General features: G+C 62.6%; 18 protein-coding genes, 1 tRNA gene and 2 pseudogenes. 8 read left to right on the top strand and 13 right to left on the bottom strand.

Annotation, left to right across the window (positions count from 1 at the left end; genetic code table 11):
• On the top strand, positions 1-1,357 hold a 1,357-nt coding region (locus tag HCZ87_RS15150; protein WP_167644974.1), incomplete at its 5' end, for a carnitine 3-dehydrogenase.
• A gap of 52 nt (positions 1,358-1,409) precedes the next feature.
• Here the strand turns inward: HCZ87_RS15150 and HCZ87_RS15145 are convergent.
• A pseudogene (locus HCZ87_RS15145) lies at positions 1,410-2,202 on the bottom strand (helix-turn-helix domain-containing protein).
• Positions 2,203-2,308: 106 nt separating this feature from the next.
• Here HCZ87_RS15145 and HCZ87_RS15140 point away from each other — a divergent pair.
• The 3 genes from HCZ87_RS15140 to HCZ87_RS15130 are packed head-to-tail and all read left to right on the top strand — an operon-like array spanning position 2,309 to position 4,460.
• On the top strand, positions 2,309-2,539 hold the full coding sequence (locus HCZ87_RS15140; protein ID WP_167644972.1) for a DUF2061 domain-containing protein: 231 nt from the start codon (positions 2,309-2,311) through the stop codon (positions 2,537-2,539).
• A complete protein-coding gene (locus tag HCZ87_RS15135) occupies positions 2,532-3,524 on the top strand; it encodes a fatty acid desaturase (protein WP_167644970.1) in 993 nt (330 codons plus the stop codon). Before HCZ87_RS15140 ends, HCZ87_RS15135 begins: the two co-directional genes overlap by 8 nt.
• 33 nt (positions 3,525-3,557) lie before the next feature.
• A complete protein-coding gene (locus tag HCZ87_RS15130) occupies positions 3,558-4,460 on the top strand; it encodes a DMT family transporter (protein ID WP_167644968.1) in 903 nt (300 codons plus the stop codon).
• A gap of 30 nt (positions 4,461-4,490) precedes the next feature.
• Here HCZ87_RS15130 and HCZ87_RS15125 read toward each other — a convergent pair whose 3' ends face one another.
• Both HCZ87_RS15125 and HCZ87_RS15120 read right to left on the bottom strand, forming a co-directional pair.
• Complete coding sequence (locus HCZ87_RS15125; protein ID WP_167644966.1) at positions 4,491-5,210, bottom strand: NUDIX hydrolase; 720 nt, start codon at positions 5,208-5,210, stop codon at positions 4,491-4,493.
• A 93-nt stretch (positions 5,211-5,303) separates the two neighbouring features.
• Positions 5,304-5,717, bottom strand: a complete 414-nt coding sequence (locus HCZ87_RS15120) for a DUF983 domain-containing protein (RefSeq protein ID WP_167644964.1) — start codon at positions 5,715-5,717, stop codon at positions 5,304-5,306.
• 215 nt (positions 5,718-5,932) lie between these two features.
• On the opposite strand from HCZ87_RS15120, the gene HCZ87_RS15115 reads away from it, so the two are divergent.
• The 4 genes from HCZ87_RS15115 to HCZ87_RS15100 are packed head-to-tail and all read left to right on the top strand — an operon-like array spanning position 5,933 to position 8,036.
• A complete protein-coding gene (locus tag HCZ87_RS15115) occupies positions 5,933-6,442 on the top strand; it encodes an EF-hand domain-containing protein (protein ID WP_167644962.1) in 510 nt (169 codons plus the stop codon).
• Positions 6,443-6,467: 25 nt separating this feature from the next.
• Positions 6,468-7,082, top strand: coding sequence for an RNA polymerase sigma factor (locus tag HCZ87_RS15110; protein WP_167644960.1), 615 nt, complete (start codon positions 6,468-6,470; stop codon positions 7,080-7,082).
• A complete protein-coding gene (locus tag HCZ87_RS15105; protein ID WP_167644958.1) occupies positions 7,075-7,482 on the top strand; it encodes a hypothetical protein in 408 nt (135 codons plus the stop codon). Before HCZ87_RS15110 ends, HCZ87_RS15105 begins: the two co-directional genes overlap by 8 nt.
• Complete coding sequence (locus HCZ87_RS15100) at positions 7,479-8,036, top strand: periplasmic heavy metal sensor (protein WP_167644956.1); 558 nt, start codon at positions 7,479-7,481, stop codon at positions 8,034-8,036. Before HCZ87_RS15105 ends, HCZ87_RS15100 begins: the two co-directional genes overlap by 4 nt.
• Before the next feature lie 362 nt (positions 8,037-8,398).
• Here the strand turns inward: HCZ87_RS15100 and HCZ87_RS15095 are convergent, their stop codons facing one another.
• From HCZ87_RS15095 to HCZ87_RS21085, 10 genes and pseudogenes are all read right to left on the bottom strand, one after another.
• Positions 8,399-8,587 carry a hypothetical protein gene (locus tag HCZ87_RS15095; protein ID WP_167644954.1) on the bottom strand — a complete coding sequence of 63 codons (189 nt, stop codon included), beginning with the start codon at positions 8,585-8,587 and terminating at the stop codon, positions 8,399-8,401.
• Positions 8,587-9,255 carry a hypothetical protein gene (locus HCZ87_RS15090; protein ID WP_167644952.1) on the bottom strand — a complete coding sequence of 223 codons (669 nt, stop codon included), beginning with the start codon at positions 9,253-9,255 and terminating at the stop codon, positions 8,587-8,589. The genes HCZ87_RS15095 and HCZ87_RS15090 overlap by 1 nt, the downstream gene beginning before the upstream one ends.
• Entirely contained in the window at positions 9,248-9,382 is a 135-nt protein-coding gene (locus tag HCZ87_RS21230; protein WP_303048851.1) for a hypothetical protein, read from the bottom strand. Before HCZ87_RS21230 ends, HCZ87_RS15090 begins: the two co-directional genes overlap by 8 nt.
• Before the next feature lie 21 nt (positions 9,383-9,403).
• On the bottom strand, positions 9,404-9,616 hold the full coding sequence (locus HCZ87_RS15085) for a hypothetical protein (RefSeq protein WP_167644950.1): 213 nt from the start codon (positions 9,614-9,616) through the stop codon (positions 9,404-9,406).
• A gap of 59 nt (positions 9,617-9,675) precedes the next feature.
• A protein-coding gene (locus tag HCZ87_RS15080) for an IS3 family transposase (protein WP_167644948.1) occupies positions 9,676-10,787 on the bottom strand; the annotation gives its coding sequence in 2 pieces (ribosomal slippage) (positions 9,676-10,532 and positions 10,532-10,787; 1,113 coding nt in all).
• Positions 10,788-10,899: 112 nt separating this feature from the next.
• Positions 10,900-11,511: a hypothetical protein gene (locus tag HCZ87_RS15075; RefSeq protein WP_254868661.1), complete on the bottom strand. Its 612-nt coding sequence runs from the start codon at positions 11,509-11,511 to the stop codon at positions 10,900-10,902.
• 149 nt (positions 11,512-11,660) lie between these two features.
• Positions 11,661-11,736: transfer RNA gene (locus HCZ87_RS15070), tRNA-Thr, on the bottom strand.
• 204 nt (positions 11,737-11,940) lie between these two features.
• Positions 11,941-13,647 carry a UDP-N-acetylglucosamine-peptide N-acetylglucosaminyltransferase gene (locus HCZ87_RS15065; protein WP_167644946.1) on the bottom strand — a complete coding sequence of 569 codons (1,707 nt, stop codon included), beginning with the start codon at positions 13,645-13,647 and terminating at the stop codon, positions 11,941-11,943.
• 315 nt (positions 13,648-13,962) lie between these two features.
• On the bottom strand, positions 13,963-15,297 hold the full coding sequence (locus HCZ87_RS15060) for a GH1 family beta-glucosidase (RefSeq protein WP_167644944.1): 1,335 nt from the start codon (positions 15,295-15,297) through the stop codon (positions 13,963-13,965).
• Between the two features lie 4 nt (positions 15,298-15,301).
• A pseudogene (locus HCZ87_RS21085) lies at positions 15,302-15,427 on the bottom strand (LacI family transcriptional regulator); the annotation flags it as partial.

Raw genomic sequence — 15,427 nt, 5'->3', positions numbered from 1 at the left:
GATCGGCGAGGTGCTCGACAATGCCCGCCGCGCCCTGCCGGGGCTGGGCAATGTGGCCTTGCCGCCCGAAGGCGAACTCTCCTTTCATGACAGTATCGCCGAGGCCATCGCGGGCGCCGATTGGGTGCAGGAAAGCGTGCCCGAACGACTGGACCTGAAGCAGAAGGTCTATGGCGCGCTTGCCGCCTCGGCCCCCGAAGGCGCGGTGATCGGCTCCTCGACCTCGGGTTTTCGGCCCTCGCAATTGCAGGCGGGCTTTGCCAATGCCGCGCAGATCGTGGTCGCGCATCCCTTCAACCCGGTCTATCTGATGCCGCTGGTCGAGCTGGTCACCACCGAGGCCAACAGCCCGGAGCTGATCGCAAAGGCGCGCGAGATCATCACCGGGATCGGCATGTACCCGCTGCACCTGAAAAAGGAGATCGACGCCCATGTGGCGGATCGACTGCTGGAGGCGGTCTGGCGTGAGGCGCTGTGGCTGGTCAAGGATGGCATCGCCTCCACCGAAGAGATCGACAATGCGATCCGCTATGGCTTTGGCATCCGCTGGGCGCAGATGGGCCTGTTTGAGACCTATCGCGTGGCCGGGGGCGAAGCGGGGATGAAGCATTTCATGGCCCAGTTTGGCCCCTGCCTCGACCTGCCCTGGACCAAGCTGACAGACGTGCCGGAGTATACCGAGGAGCTGGTGGAGCTGATCGCGGGCCAGTCAGATGCGCAATCCGGGGCCTATAGCATCCGCGAGCTGGAGCGCATCCGCGATGACAATCTGGTCGGCATGATGCGGGCGCTGGGCGCCAACGACTGGGGCGCCGGGGCGCTTCAGAATGTCCATGACGCGGCGCGGATGGGGCAGGCGGGCCTGGCCCGCAGCATGGCCGAGATCCGTGACCCCAGCCTGCCGATCCTGACCCAGAGCCGCGTGGTGCCGCTCGATTGGACCGATTACAACGGCCATATGACCGAGAGCCGTTATCTCGATGCCTTTGCGCAATCGACCGACCAGCTGATGGAGATCATCGGCTGCGATGCGGACTATATCGCCTCGGGCGGCAGCTATTTCACCGCCGAGACCCATATCCGCCATGTTGACGAGGTCCACGCGGGCCATCCCATTCAGGTCTATACGCGGGTGATCCTGGGGCAGGGCAAGAAGATGCATCTGTGGCACGAGATGTATGAGGGCGAGCGGCTATTGGCGACGGGCGAGCATATGCTCCTGCATGTGGATCTGAAAACCCGCCGCTCCGCCCCTCCCGCGCCGCAGATCGAGGCCAACCTGACCCGCCTGGCCGAGGCGCAGGCCGCGCTGTCCAGACCCGAAGGGCTGGGACGGGCCATCGGCGCACCCCGGTAACACAACACGGGGGAGGGCGGTCTCGGGTCTGCGGGGCCGTCCTCTCGCCCCATCAGGCGTGCGGGGCAATCTGCGCCCGCAGCGCCTGCACCCGCCGGGGCAGTTGACGGGCGGTGATATCGGCCTCGCGCACCAGCCGGTCGAAATGCTGGGTATAGGTCTCCACCCGCTCGCGGTCGCGAAACGCCATGTAATGGCTACCTGCATAAAACACGCATAAAAGCAGGCCAAAGATCGTCAGCGGCGCGGAAAACAGCCGCTTGGCATCATAGAGATAGATCCGCAGGCGCGGATAGAGCTGGGTGGTCAACCGTTCCAGATGGTCAAGCTGCGCGATCCGCACCTCCGCCGCCAGCCCGTCGTAATAGCCAACCCCCCTGGCAAAACTGTCGAGCTCATAAATCGGCAGGGCGATCTCGTAATCGGATCCGGCCTGCCGCATCCAGCTCAGCCGGTCCTCGGAGGCGCCGATTGCCTGATCGGCGGTGCGGCCCAGATGTGGCGCATATTCCCATTCCAGCACGGCCCGGGTCTTCAGCATATCGGGCAGGGTGGTGGGGACATGGCGGATCTTGTAGCCCGCCGCCTCGCGGTGCCAGTCATAGATCCGCTCGTCCACCAGGGCCCTTGGCGCCTCGCTCATGGCGACCGAGGAGGCCAGCAGCGACCACATGCGCATTGGGCAGCCGCGCCCCCGCATCGGTGAGCAATTGCGAAATGGTGGAGCGATCCACGCCGGTTTCGCGGGCCAGCGCGCTCTGGCTCAGGCCGCTGTCACCGAGGGCGCGGCTTAGCCGTTCCCGGAACTGGCGGGCGCGCAGGCGCTTGTCTATTTTTTCCATCATATGGTGATTTATATCATCATTGTTGGATTTTGTTAATCACATACGGAATTCCGCACAGGCCGATGTTTGGCTAGTCTTGCAGGTAGATCAAGACATCGGAGGTCAAATGGAAACGCGTGGGCGCTCCCTCGTGAAGGCGGTCGTGTGGAATTCGATCGGGCTCGCCACAATGGCGCTTGTTGGCTTTATCGCCACCGGCTCGGCCACGACCGGCGGGGTGATGGCGGCGATCAATACCGGGATCGGTTTTGTCAGCTACCTGATTTACGAACGCATCTGGGCCAAGATCAACTGGGGTCGTGCTGAGGGGTGGGCCGGGGCGGGGCGCGATGCGTGACCTGATGGGCGCAGCGCAGATCGCGCAGCCGGAGCCATCCTGCGCCCTGATTGAGGCCAACGCAGAGGCCCGCGCGGCGCTGCCTCAACGCGCCGAGTGGGGCACTCTGGCGTTGATCCTGGGCTGCTATGCGATCTGGTTCGGGGCGCTCTTTGCGCTGGCGGCGGTGTCGCAGCCCCTCGCGGTTCTGGTCATCAGTGCCGTGGTGGTGCTGCATTCCTCGCTCAGCCATGAGGCGCTGCATGGGCATCCCTTCCGCGCACGGCGCCTCAACGAGGCGCTGATGGCGCTGCCGCTGAACCTCTGCGTCCCTTATGGGCGCTTTCGCGACACCCATTTACAGCACCACCAGGACGAAAACCTGACCGACCCCTATGATGATCCCGAGAGCAATTTCCTCGCGCCTCGGGTCTGGGCGGGGCTGCCGCGCTGGCAACAACGGCTGCTGCGCCTGAACAACACGCTGCTGGGGCGGCTGCTGCTTGGGCCGCTGATCGGGCAGCTCTGTTTCATGCGCAGTGACGCGCGGCTGATCCGGCGGGGCGAAGGCGCGGTCTTGCGCGAGTGGATTCTTCATGCGCCGGGCGTTGCGCTGGTGCTGTGGATCGTGGCGCAATCATCGCTGCCGCTCTGGGCCTATCTGGTTGCTGCCTATATCGGCCTTTCGGTGCTGAAGATCCGCACCTTTCTGGAACATCGCGCCGACCTGGCGCCGGAGCGCCGCACCGCGATTGTCGAGGGCCGGGGGATACTGGGGCGGCTGCTTGGATTTTTATTCCTGAACAACAACTTACACGTGGTGCATCATCTCTACCCCGGGGTGCCCTGGCATCATCTGCCTGCGCTGTACCGGCGCCATCGTGCGGCGTTTCTGGCGCAGAATGACGGCTATCTGCTGCCCAGCTACGCCAGCGTGTTTCGCAGCTATTTCCTGCGTGCTAAGGATCCCGTGCCGCATCCGTTCTGGACCGCGCCCGAGAAATAGGGTGCCGCTGCGGCCTGCCATATGGAAATTTTTATGCCGCTCTGGATTGCCGTTACCCTCGCCGCCGCCACCTTTCAAACCCTGCGCTTCATGTTGCAAAAGATCCTGAGCACCGTGACGCTCAGCCCGGTGGGAGCGACATTTTCGCGGTTCATCTATTCCGCCCCGGTGATCCTGCTGCTGCTTTGGGCGTATCTGCGCAGCAGCGGCGCGGTGCTGCCGCTGCTGACGCCGCAGTTCTGGGGCTTTGCCAGCATTGGCGGCCTCGCGCAGATCCTGGCGACCATCTGCGTCGTGGCGCTGTTCAAACAGCGCAATTTCGCGGTGGGCATCACCTTCAAGAAAACCGAGGTGATCCAGACCGCCATCATTGGCCTTGCGGTGCTGGGCGATACGGTCTCCGTACTGGGGTGGCTCGCGATCCTGATCGGATTGGCGGCGGTTCTGGTGCTCTCCAAGACAAAGGACAGCCCGGCGGGTCTCTGGCGGCAGCTCACCGGGCGGGCGTCTTTGCTGGGCTTGGGATCGGGCGTGCTCTTTGCCGTTTCGGCGGTCAGCTACCGGGGCGCCACCTTGCAGGTCGAAGCGCCCGACGCGGTGTTACGGGCGGCGGTGACGCTGGCGGTGGTGGTCTGTTTGCAGACGGCGATGATGCTGGTTTGGCTGGCCCTGCGCGACCCGGCAGAGATCTTGCGGGTCTGGGCGGCGCGCCGGGTCGCGATCTGGGTCGGGGTGACCAGCATGGGCGGCTCGTTTTGCTGGTTCCTGGCCTTCACCTTGCAAAATGCGGCCTATGTCAAGGCGTTGGGACAGGTTGAATTGCTGCTCTCCTTGCTGGCCACGGTGGTGTTCTTCAAGGAAACCGTGACCCGGCGCGAGATTGTTGGCATGGGGCTGCTGGTGCTCTCGATCCTGGCGCTGATCCTCGCCTTGTGAGGGGGGGCGGGCCCCCGCCTTGCCCGGTGATTATTCCCCGGCCCGTTTTTTACGCCCATAGAGGCGCAGAAACAGGCTTTCCTCGTCATCGTTGCGAAAAAACGGCGTGCTCTCGGGCGGGGTCTCGCGGCTGAGGTTGGCGGTGACCTCGGCCAGCACCACCTCGGTGATAAAGGGCAGATCAAAGCGGCGCACCTGGCTGAGCGGGATCCATTGCAGATGCGAGAGCTCGTCGCAGGCGCGGGAAAAATCATCCAGATCGCCGGCCAGTTGCTCTGCCTCCAGAAGGAAGAAGCGCGCATCAAAGCGGCGCGGGCGGCCCGGAGGGGTCAATGCACGAAACACAAAGCTCAATCCCGAGGCATCGGGCACATGGCCGGTGGCGGCGTAGCTCTTCCAATCCTCGGGCAGCTCCCCCTGCCAGACGCCGGGGCGACCCAGAATCAGCCCGGTTTCCTCCCAGAGCTCCCGCACCGCCGCAACACAGAGCGCCTGCCAGACCTGCGCGCCCCCATCGGCACAGAGCCGCTCCTGGCAGGAGGGGGCAACCGCGCCGGCCAGGGGGATCTGGTGATCTGCCTCATCCACCGCGCCGCCGGGAAAGACGAATTTATTCGGCATAAAGGCGGCCTTGGCGCCGCGCTGCCCCATCAGCACCTGCGGATCATCGCCGCGCCGATCCCGCACCACGATCACCGTGGCGGCATCGCGAATCGCGGTCTTGTCCGGGGTCTGTGCTGTGGTTGTCATGATCTATCCTCTCTCCTCGCTCGGCCTCGCCCACGCATTGGGGTGAGAGGCGCAGTGTCACGCGCCCGCGCGGGAAAGGAAAGAGCCCAGATGCTACTCTGTGGTATCAAACCCATGCATCCGCCGCGCCCACTGAAAGGCGATCACCCCACCCTTGAGCCGTGGCAGCAGATAGAGCGAAAGCGTAATACAGCCCGCCGAGAAGACAGTCGCCATCACCCAGGGCTCCGGCCGCCAGCTAAAGGCGGTGTAATGCATCAAGGGCGCCATCAGGTGACCAACCACGAGGATTGTCAGATAGGCCGGACCATCATCGGCGCGATGGTGGTAAAACGCCTCGCCGCAGTTGGAACAATGATCGTTCACCTTGAGATAGCTATGCAGCAGCTTGCCCTCGCCACATTTCGGACAGCGGCCCCGCCAGCCTTTCCAGAGCGCAGGCTTCAACGGGCGCTCGTCGCCGGGCTGGGTCTTCTCGGTCGAGGAGAGGCTTGGCGTCTGTGTCATCTGATGCTCCGTCAAAATGCGGGGGACTCACTGCTCGCCCCGTGGCGCCGCGCAGTTTCTACCCTTCCTGCCCAATATGCAAATCAGAGGGTGAAGGGGAGGTGAGCGGCAGGGTCAAAAGTTTTTTCAGATATTGCGACGGAAACCCCGGGATGGCGCGTTTTACCTCTACATCAGGCAGCAAGGCGCTGCTGAGGCAAAAGAGGATTGATGTTATGAAGAAACGAATTCTGATCGCCACGCTTCTCACCCTGTCCACCGCTGCGGCGGGCACCCTCGCGGTTGCGAAACCCGGATTCGGCCCGGAGTTTGGCCGCAAGCATCAAAAGCCCAGCTTTCAGCAACTGGATGCAAATGGCGATGGGGAGCTGACCCAGGCGGAAATGCAGGCGCTGCATCAGACCCGTTTCGAGGCCGCCGACAGCAACGGCGACGGTCTGTTGAGCGCCGAGGAACTGAATGCCAAGGCCCAGGAACGTATCGCCCGGCGCACCGCGTCGATGATCGAACGATTTGACACCGATGGCGATGGTGCCTTGAGCGCGGCGGAGATGCCGGAACGCCCGGGGCCACACAAATTCCTGGAAAAAGCCGATACCGACGGCAATGGCTCGATTTCCAAGGCGGAATTTGATACCGCCAATGCGATCATCGAAGCGGTCATGCAAAAGCGGCATCATCGTGGTGGCCCCGAGATGCGCGGCGCGGGCCCCGAGGCGGAGTAAGTCGGATCCGGACTAAAGACTTCATATGCGGGTGTTTGACCCTGCGCCTTCCCCTCGGGGGGAGGCGCGCGTGATCGAGGCCAGCGACGAGGCCCTGCTGATCCTGTTTGCCAATGGCGACGGCGGCGCGGCGCGCGAGCTCACGCGCCGTCTGGCCCCCCGGGTGCTGGGGGTGGCAACGCGGGTGCTGGGCAATCGCGCCGAGGCCGAGGATGTCACCCAGGACGCCATGCTGCGCCTGTGGAAGATCGCTCCCGACTGGCGGTCGGGCGAGGCGCAGGTCTCCACCTGGCTCTATCGGGTGACGATGAACCTTTGCATCGACGTCAAGCGCAAGGCGCGCGGCGGTCATGTGGATCTGGATGCGGTGCCGGAACCGCCGGACCCGGCTGCGGGGGCCGCCGAAACCCTGCAAGAGAGCGCCCGCCAAGACGCCTTGCAACAGGCGCTGATGACCCTGCCAGAGCGGCAGCGACAAGCGGTGATCCTGCGCCATATCGAAGAACTGACCAACCCGGAAATCGCCGGGATCATGGAGATCACAGTGGAGGCCGTGGAAAGCCTGACCGCGCGCGGCAAACGATCTCTGGCCAAGGCGCTCGCGGGGCGCAAGGATGAACTGGGGTATCAGGATGGCTGATCATCAAGACGACAAGACGGATTTCGAGGACCTCGATGCACTCTTCGCCGAGGCCCGCGACGCGGCGACACCGGAGCTGCCGGAGGCGCTGATGTCGGCAATCCTGGCCGATGCGGCGGCGGAGCAGAGCAGTTGGCAGACTGTCGCCGTGACGGCGCGGCCGGATCGGCGCGGGCCCTTGGCGCTCTTGGTGATGGCGCTTGGCGGCTGGGGCTCCGTCGGCGGGCTGGTTGCCGCCAGCTGCACCGGCCTCTGGATCGGGATCGCGGACCCGGAGGCTGCACAATGGGCGCCGGGCTTCACCCTGACGGCTGCCAATAGTACGACCTTCAGCAGTGCCGCCTATGCCGCCTATGAAACTTTTGATCTGGCCACAGTTCTGGCCGAGGACCTGCAATGACCGAGACAATCCAGAATAAATCCGCGTCGCGTATGCCGGCTTGGCTGAAGGCGGTGTTCGCGCTCTCCCTGGCCGGAAACCTTGCGGTGCTGGGGCTCTTGGCCGGTGCGGCGCTGCGCGGCGGCGAGGATGGTCGCCGCCCCCGCCATGCACCGCCCCCGCCCCCCCCGGCCGCCGCCGAGGCGATCGGGGGCGTGATGTTCCGCAAGTTCGATCCCGAGGAGCGCAGGGCGTTGCGGGCGCTGGCGGATGGCCCCTATGACAATATCGTCGAGCGCCGCGTCGCCGAGCTGCACGCGCTGCTGGATCTGATCCGGCAGGAGCCCCTCGACCTCACGGCACTGCGCAACCGGATTGCGGAACAATCCACCGCCATTCAGACGTTCCGCAGCGCCATGCAGGAGGCCTGGATCACCAAGCTGGAGCAAATGAGCCCGGCCGAGCGCGCAGCCTTTGCCGATCAGGTGGAAAAACACATCGCCCGCTTCCGCAAACCCCCACGCCGAGACGGGGATCACGATCAAGGCCAAGAGCGCGGACCCGAACGGCAATAACCCCGCGATCTCCGCCCAGCCTGCCGCACCTGAGCCTCCCCCCCCATGAAGTGGTCCGCCCCTATGTTTAGGAAAGCGGAGGACCATAGATGGCCAATAAGAGAGGCCTTGTTGCACAAATCGGCTGATGTGCGAGCTTCCCTGCGAGAAATCGTCATAGCCAAGACCACCCGCAGAGGTCGATTTGCCCGACTGCCGCCCGCACAGGGCGAGGACCATTCGGTCCGCCTCGTTTAAACGCGGATCGGTGGACAGAAGCGTTTTCTGCCAAGGATCAGGCTCGCCAATAGCCAGACGGAATCGCTCGACTGGATCGAGCGAGACAGTCAGGCCTTGCAGGAAGGACAGGAGGTGCGGGTCGATCACCGGTTTTGCCCCGGCCACGGTGTCGCGGGTTTCAGCATCCGTCGCGCGGCCAACTCGGACAGGAGTTTAACGACGATGCGCGGCGCAGACGCGAACTGTTTGCGCATATCACTCGGGCTTTCGAGATCGACCTGTTCGAGTTGGTTCACGATCCCGACGGCGGCTTTCGCAACTTGGGACGGCATTACGCGGGCCTCCGGTCATCGACAAGGACAGGTTCCCCAATGACTCCCATAGCGTCCATCTCGTTCAGAAACTCGTGCTTTGCGGCTGGGTGGTTGTTGAGCACTTTCAGGATGATCTGACGGAGTTGGATGAACTGGGGGCTTTCGTTCAGGTTCAGGTGAATATCCATCTTCTTGTTCAGCTTGCCGTGAAGATCGGCCAGCGACATGAGGCTCTGGCGAAGCTCTTTCAGCGCGCCCAACTGCATCATGCGGTCTTCGTCCCCTTTGGCGGCTTCCAACAGCGATTTTAGCTCACGCAGAACCCATTTGAGGTCTTTGTCAGTGTCCTCGCCAAACTCGTTGACGATGGCCGCGTGCTGCATCGCCGTTTTGACTTTGGCGTCATGCATGGCGGTCGCGAGGATCGCCAGTTTTTCGTCTTCGGGAAGTTGGGTGATGTACCGGGCAACCGAGGTATCAGAAATCCCAAGCTCTTTGCCCGCCTGGAACATCGACATTCGCCCGAGAACGATCTCCCGCGTGTAATGCTCCCGCTTTGCATCGGGGAGCATCGCCATTTTGTGCGGCTGGGTTTTCTTTCGCGGCGTGCCTTTCGGCGGACCGCGCATCTTATGCACGGTCGGCACCGGCCCCTTTCCAGGCACCAAAGTGACCTTCTTAGTCATTGGCCACGATCTCAAGCGGCACGCCTTCTTTCTCGGCGAGCGCCTTGGCGTCGCGATACCCCTTCACGTTCCGCGCATCGGACTTCTTGATCTTGATGCTGTCGCCGGGTTTGCGCCCCTGATACACGCCGTTGCCATTGAGGCGGGCTTAATACTGGCTTTCAGCGGCGGCGAGCAGTTTGTTGTGGCTGTCGTCCGCTTTCTGCTTCGCGAGCTTGTCCAGAAGCTCGTCGTTCTTGTCCTTGAGACCCTTCATTTGGGTTTCAACGGATTCCGCGATCTGGGGAAGGATCGCCTCTGCGATTTTCGGTGCGAGTGAGGCAATCAGGGCTTCTGCTTGCTTGTCGTTTTCGTCGGCCATTTCTGGTTCCTTGTGATTGGGGCGGGTCATGCCTGACCTGCTCCCCTCGGAGTCCGGGCTTATAAGTTAGCTCTGTTCAGGTTTTGGTCCTCTTCTGACCGTTGGTGATACTCCCGCGGGGTGAGCCCGTCGAGGCTCGAATGCGGGCGGTGGTGATTGTAGTCGTCGCGCCATGCCGCAATCATGCGGCAGGCATGGCGCAGAGACGGGAACAGGTGCTCGTTGAGGCATTCCTCACGCATCCGACCGTTGAAGCTCTCGACCAGGCCGTTCTGCATGGGTTTTCCGGGTGCGATGTAGTGCCACCCGACTTTGCGGTCTTCCTGCCATTTGAGCATCGCGTTGGACGTCAGCTCGGTGCCGTTGTCCGACACCACCATGCAGGGATAGCCACGCAACTCAGCGATCCGGTCCAGCTCGCGGGCGACACGCGCGCCGCCGATGGATGTGTCAACGACGGCTGCCAGGCATTCCCGGCTGAAGTCATCGATGACGTTCAAAACCCGGAACCTTCGTCCGTCTTCCAGCGCGTCCGACATGAAGTCGAGCGACCACCTCTGGTTTGGTCCCTGCGGGAGCGCCATGGGCGTTCTGGTGCCCACAGCACGCTTGCGACCGCTCCGTTTACGGACGGTTAACCCTTCTTCGCGGTAGAGCCGGTAAAGCTTCTTCCAGTTCACCTCCCAGCCCTCACGCTTCAGAAGGATGTGCAGGCGGCGATAGCCAAACCGTCGCCTCTCGGACGCCAGGTCCTTCATCCTGGCCCGCAACTCGGTGTCCGCCGGTCGCTTCGACTTGCGCCGATACACACGTGGATCGATCCCGGCCAGGGAACAGGCACGTTTCTGATTGTAGCCCTTGGTCTTCATTGCCCAGTCCACGGCATTTCTCCTTGAACCGGGCCTCAGAAGTTTTTTCCGAGCATCTCTTTCAGCGTGGCGACATCGAGTATCTGCTCCGCCAGCATCTTCTTGAGCTTTGCATTCTCGGCTTCCAGAGCCTTCAGGCGCCGCGCGTCGGACACCTCCATGCCGCCATACCTCGACCGCCACTTGTAGAAGGTCGCGTCGCTGATCCCATGCTTGCGGCACAGATCCTTTGCGCTCAACCCGGCCTGATGCTCCTTCAGAATGCCAATGATCTGCTCTTCGCTGAAACGGCTTCTCTTCATCGTCTGTCTCCTCGGTTGGAGAACAGGCTAACCTCAAATCGAGGACTTTTCAGGGGAGCAGGTCATTAGTCATGGGCAAGTTGACCGTGCGCCGCTCCAAGTCAATATCTTCCTATTTCATCCCGATCACTTCACCGGCCCGCATCGCTGTTTCACCCGCGAAGAGGAAGGCGTGGTATGCCCGCGCGGTTGCAGTCTCCAAATCGCTACCCGCCGACAGCTCCAAGCGCTCCAATTCCTTCTTGGTGGGGAGGCGATCCCGGGCCGCAGGCTCTTGAGGCTTACGCACATCGGATAAGGGCGAATCCCCAACCAAACCCCACTCGCGCCGCGCGACAGAGAACACAGAGCCCATTAGGATCATTTCACGCCGCACCGTTGCTGGCGCGACCTCCAAAAGCCTCGCGTCACGCCATGCGGCAAAGGTGCTAGGCTCCAGGTCATCAAGGCGCTTGCTGCCAAGATCCGATTTCCCCCATCGTTCCAGGCGTAGTGCCTCCCACCGAAAGCCGCGCTTCTTCGAGCTCACTTCGCGAGAATACCTGTCAAATAGGTCGCGCAGGGCCATCTTCGTTGCGACCTTGGTGCCGTTCAGGATCTCATATTCCTTGCGGCTCGCCCAATCCTGTGCTTCCCTTTTTGTCGGAAAGACCTTGCTGGCCCTCACGCCCGATCTGGCTACTTCGGCTCGCCAGCCCGTCTTCATCTTTCGAAAAGTTGCCATTTTTACGCACAATGCCCCAGATGCGGAATTTATGCGTAACTAAATGCGCGATTTTGCCGGACACAGGCAAGCACAACAACGCGTGCAAACCGCTAAGGTCTTGTTTTATTGTTAAATAAAGGCACAAGAGCGCATCTTTGCGCGTATGATGGTGCCCCCACACGGACTCGAACCGCGGACCTACTGATTACAAATCAGTTGCTCTACCAGCTGAGCTATAGGGGCAAACCGTTGGGAATTGGAATATTCCCGGGGCATTGAGGTCACCATCTTTCCCGTACTCCAGGCAACAAGCAGCTGAAATCGGATCACTCGATGATCACGGGATGGCGTTTAGACGATTGTTGGAGAAAGCGCAATCCGTCGGGGGCGTCTTTTTTGCCGTTCTTTGCGGATCTTGGAAAAGACTGCGACGGGGCTGGCTCGATCTCAGGGAGACAGGGCGATATGGTCCGGGGCGAGGCCGGCGAGGTGGCGGGAATGTATCTTTTCCAATAGGGCCTCGAAGTGCGCCGTATAGGCGGCGGTGTCAAAAAGGGCGGTGTGGGTCCGGGTCTCCCGCAGCCGGTGGCGCAGCGATTCCAGCCGCCCTGAATCCTCTGCCAGGGAGCGGGCCAGCGCCATATAGGCCTCCGGCGTGTCGGTGATCAGCTCTTGCATGCCGACGGAGGAGAGGATGCTGGCGGCGACCCGGGCGGAAAACTGCGCCCCCTGCATCGTCACCATCGGCACCCCGGCCCAAACCGCGTCGGAGGCGGTGGTATGGGCGTTATAGGCAAAGCAATCGAGGCAGAGATCGACCTGGGCGATGCGGTCCAGATGCTGGGCCTGTGGCAGGCTGTTGCAGGCGATCACGCGGCCTGGATCTATGCCGCGCTGTTGTGCCAGTTGTGCCAGCGCTGACGAGAGTTTGCTGGGGCCGGTGTAGAACAAGAGAACTGAATTCGGCACTTCGCGCAGCAGCTGCATCCAGAGGTCGAATTCGCGCGGGCCGACCTTGTGCGGGTGGTTGAAGCTGGCGAAGATGAAGGCCTCCTCCGGCAGGTTGAAACGGGCGCGTTCGCGTGTCTCTGGCGGTATTGGCCGGTCGGCGTCGTTGGGCTGGTAACATGCGGGCATGCGAAGGATTTTTTCGCTGTAGAAGGCTTCGGAGCCGGGCGGGATCGTGATCGGATCAGCCAGCATGTAATCCAGATTGGCAATGCCGGTGGTGCCGGGAAACCCGAGGTAGGAGAGCTGTACCGGCGCCACTCGCGCGGCAAAGATCTGCGGTCGGCAATCGGTGGTGATCCCTTTCAGGTCCACCGCGATGTCCAGCGCGTCCGTGCGCGCGAGGGCGAGCGTCTGCGGCGTGTCCAGTTCTGCGATATCGCGGTAGACATCGGCAAAGTCGCTGATGAGCCGGTGTTGCGGGCTTTGCGGGACCGGTTTGAAATCATAGACATAGAATTCAAACCGGCTGCGGTCGTGCTGTTTGAGCATGCCGGAGAGCAGATGCATGGTGGCATGCTCACAAAAGTCCGCCGAAAAATAACCGATGCGGATTTTCTCGCGCGGCTGTGTCGGCGCGGCGGACCAGCTATCGGATATCTGGGATGCCAGGCGTTCGGCGTTGCCGCGGGCGCGCTCCAGTTGCAAGGCGGGGTCGTCGCAGAAAGTGAGCAGCATCAGCGGATCGACGGGGTGCGCAGAGCGCAGCATGGCCGCGAGGGCGGCGTCTTCCTGCGCCTGATCCTGCCACAACAGATAGCGACGGCGGAGCCGCAGGGCCCAGGGCAGGGCGAGGGGGCAGGCGGGGTCAAGCTCCAGCGCGGTTTCCAGGATCTGGAGCGCCTCGCGGCCATGTCCGGCGTCCAGCAGTCGCAGCCCGAGAGCGGCGCGGAACACCGCATTTCCGGGCGCAAGCCGCGCAGCCTGGTTTTGCGCTGTAAGGCAGTCCGGCAGGCGATCCGATTGGTAAGACAGCGCCTGCGCCAGGTAGTGATAGCATAGCGCGCTCTCTTCCTCGTGGGCGAGCGAGAGGCGCAGCAGCTTTTCGGCGCGTTTGAAATCGCCTTGCCGGAGAAAGGCGATACCCTGGGCGTAAAGCGGTGTCTGGGACCGGTCGGTGCGGTCAATCGGCGTGGCGGCAGTCATGAGGAGACATCACAGGATAAGGTCGAGGCAAGGCAACGACAGGGCGGGACGGAAGGGGGGATAACCCATTGTGGGATGTCGAAAATCAGTCACGGCAGCTATCTGCGCTCCCCGGTCCTGGCGAAGCGATCTGAGGTTGGTTGCGGGGTGCCGGTGAAGGCATCGCTGCGGGGACTGTGGCAGATAGATCTTAAAATTTTCTCTAGCTCGCGCAGCGCGGGCCGTGAACCTGCTGCCCGTGCTGCGAGGGACGGTCACGGCAAAAAGCCCCCGCTTCCGGGGGCTTTTATGGGGACAGCATAAGGCATGCCGGTCTTAGCTGTGGCTCAATGCGGTCTTGAGCGCATGGTATGATGCCTTGGGCGTGCGGGCCAGCGTGTCGAAATCCACATGGATCAGGCCAAAGCGCTTTTCATACCCCAGCGCCCATTCGTAATTGTCCAGAAGTGACCAGAGGAAATAGCCCTTGAGCGGTACGCCCTCGGCAATGGCTTTGCGCGCCTGCGCAAGATGGGCGTCCACATAGGCGATGCGGGCGGGGTCAGAGACCGTGCCATCCCGGATCACATCCGGGTTGGCCATGCCGTTTTCGGTCACGATCAGGGGCAGATCGCCGGTATATTCGGCCTGCGTGCGGGTCAGGAACTGATAGAGGCCCTCCGGGTAGATTTCCCAGCCCATCTGGGTCTTTGGCAACGGGCCGTCGAGTTCGGCGTAGTGGGGCCAGGGGCCGGCATCCGCGCCGATCACCTTGCGGGTGTAATAGTTCAGCCCGCACCAGTCGACCGGCTGGGTGATGGTCTTGAAATCATCCTGCCAGCCCTTGGGGAGATGGGGCTCCAACCCCTTGAGTACGGGCTCCGGGTAGGCGCCCTTGAAGACGCCACCGAGGAAGAAGCGATTGTAGATGGCGTCATAGGTCTCGGCGGCGACCAGCGATTGCGCGCTGTCATCCACCGGCTGGGCCCATTCAAAGTTGAACACCGCGCCGAGGTTGGACATGCCAAGCCCGCGCATGACCTCGATGGCACGGCCATGGGCGAGCAGCACATGGTGCATGGCGCGGGCGGTGGCGCGGATGTCGCGCAAGCCGGGCGCATGGTGGCCGAGGAAATGCGACAGCCAGCCGACGCACCAGGGTTCGTTGATCGGGGCGACGGAATACATCCGGTCGCCAATGCGCCCCATGATGACCTCGGTGAACTCGGCAAACCAATTGCCGATCTCGCGGTTGCGCCAGCCGCCCTGATCCGCCAGCGCCTGGGGCAGTTCCCAGTGATAGAGCGTCGCGCAGGGTTTAAGCCCGCGTTCCAGCATCGCGTCGCTCAGCCGGTCGTAAAAATCGAGCCCCTCCGCATTGGGCGTGCCGGTGCCCTCGGGCAGCACCCGCGCCCAGCTGGTCGAGAAGCGATAGGCGTCAAACCCGGCAGCCGCCGCAAGGTCGAGATCCTCCTCGTAGCGGTGGTAGTGATCGCAGGCCAAATCGCCGTTTTCCGCGCGCACCACATTGCCGGGCGTGGCGGCGAAGCTGTCCCAATGGGTCGGGCCTGCGCCGCCAAAGCCGTGACCTTCGATCTGATAGGAGGAGGTGGCACAGCCAAAGAGGAAATCCGAGGGGAAATCCCCGCGGGTGAAGGTGAAATTTTCCATGTCATTACATCCTGTTGGGCACGGGGCCGGTAGAGCTTCCGACGGTCAGCTCCGCTTCCAGAAGCTCGGTCTTGCAGGCGGCGCCCGGGGTTTCGATTTGTGAAATCAGCAGCTTGGCCAGGCGCCGCCC

Origin of the sequence: Phaeobacter sp. HF9A (assembly GCF_011806385.1) — a bacterium.
In the GTDB taxonomy this organism is placed as follows: Bacteria; Pseudomonadota; Alphaproteobacteria; order Rhodobacterales; family Rhodobacteraceae; genus Epibacterium.
Note: the sequence above shows the minus strand (reverse complement) of the source record. Positions and strands in the feature narration are given on the sequence as shown.

Excerpts from the sequence above, each read along its gene's own strand:
- HCZ87_RS15095 (WP_167644954.1), bottom strand. The coding sequence starts at position 8,587 with ATGCCGTCCCAAGTTGCGAAAGCCGCCGTCGGGATCGTGAACCAACTC.
- HCZ87_RS15125 (WP_167644966.1), bottom strand. The coding sequence starts at position 5,210 with ATGACAACCACAGCACAGACCCCGGACAAGACCGCGATTCGCGATGCC.
- HCZ87_RS15140 (WP_167644972.1), top strand. The coding sequence starts at position 2,309 with ATGGAAACGCGTGGGCGCTCCCTCGTGAAGGCGGTCGTGTGGAATTCG.
- HCZ87_RS15105 (WP_167644958.1), top strand. The coding sequence starts at position 7,075 with ATGGCTGATCATCAAGACGACAAGACGGATTTCGAGGACCTCGATGCA.
- HCZ87_RS15135 (WP_167644970.1), top strand. The coding sequence starts at position 2,532 with ATGCGTGACCTGATGGGCGCAGCGCAGATCGCGCAGCCGGAGCCATCC.
- HCZ87_RS15120 (WP_167644964.1), bottom strand. The coding sequence starts at position 5,717 with ATGACACAGACGCCAAGCCTCTCCTCGACCGAGAAGACCCAGCCCGGC.
- HCZ87_RS15090 (WP_167644952.1), bottom strand. The coding sequence starts at position 9,255 with ATGACTAAGAAGGTCACTTTGGTGCCTGGAAAGGGGCCGGTGCCGACC.
- HCZ87_RS15110 (WP_167644960.1), top strand. The coding sequence starts at position 6,468 with ATGCGGGTGTTTGACCCTGCGCCTTCCCCTCGGGGGGAGGCGCGCGTG.
- HCZ87_RS15065 (WP_167644946.1), bottom strand. The coding sequence starts at position 13,647 with ATGACTGCCGCCACGCCGATTGACCGCACCGACCGGTCCCAGACACCG.
- HCZ87_RS15075 (WP_254868661.1), bottom strand. The coding sequence starts at position 11,511 with ATGGCAACTTTTCGAAAGATGAAGACGGGCTGGCGAGCCGAAGTAGCC.
- HCZ87_RS15115 (WP_167644962.1), top strand. The coding sequence starts at position 5,933 with ATGAAGAAACGAATTCTGATCGCCACGCTTCTCACCCTGTCCACCGCT.
- HCZ87_RS15060 (WP_167644944.1), bottom strand. The coding sequence starts at position 15,297 with ATGGAAAATTTCACCTTCACCCGCGGGGATTTCCCCTCGGATTTCCTC.
- HCZ87_RS15130 (WP_167644968.1), top strand. The coding sequence starts at position 3,558 with ATGCCGCTCTGGATTGCCGTTACCCTCGCCGCCGCCACCTTTCAAACC.
- HCZ87_RS15085 (WP_167644950.1), bottom strand. The coding sequence starts at position 9,616 with ATGGCCGACGAAAACGACAAGCAAGCAGAAGCCCTGATTGCCTCACTC.
- HCZ87_RS15100 (WP_167644956.1), top strand. The coding sequence starts at position 7,479 with ATGACCGAGACAATCCAGAATAAATCCGCGTCGCGTATGCCGGCTTGG.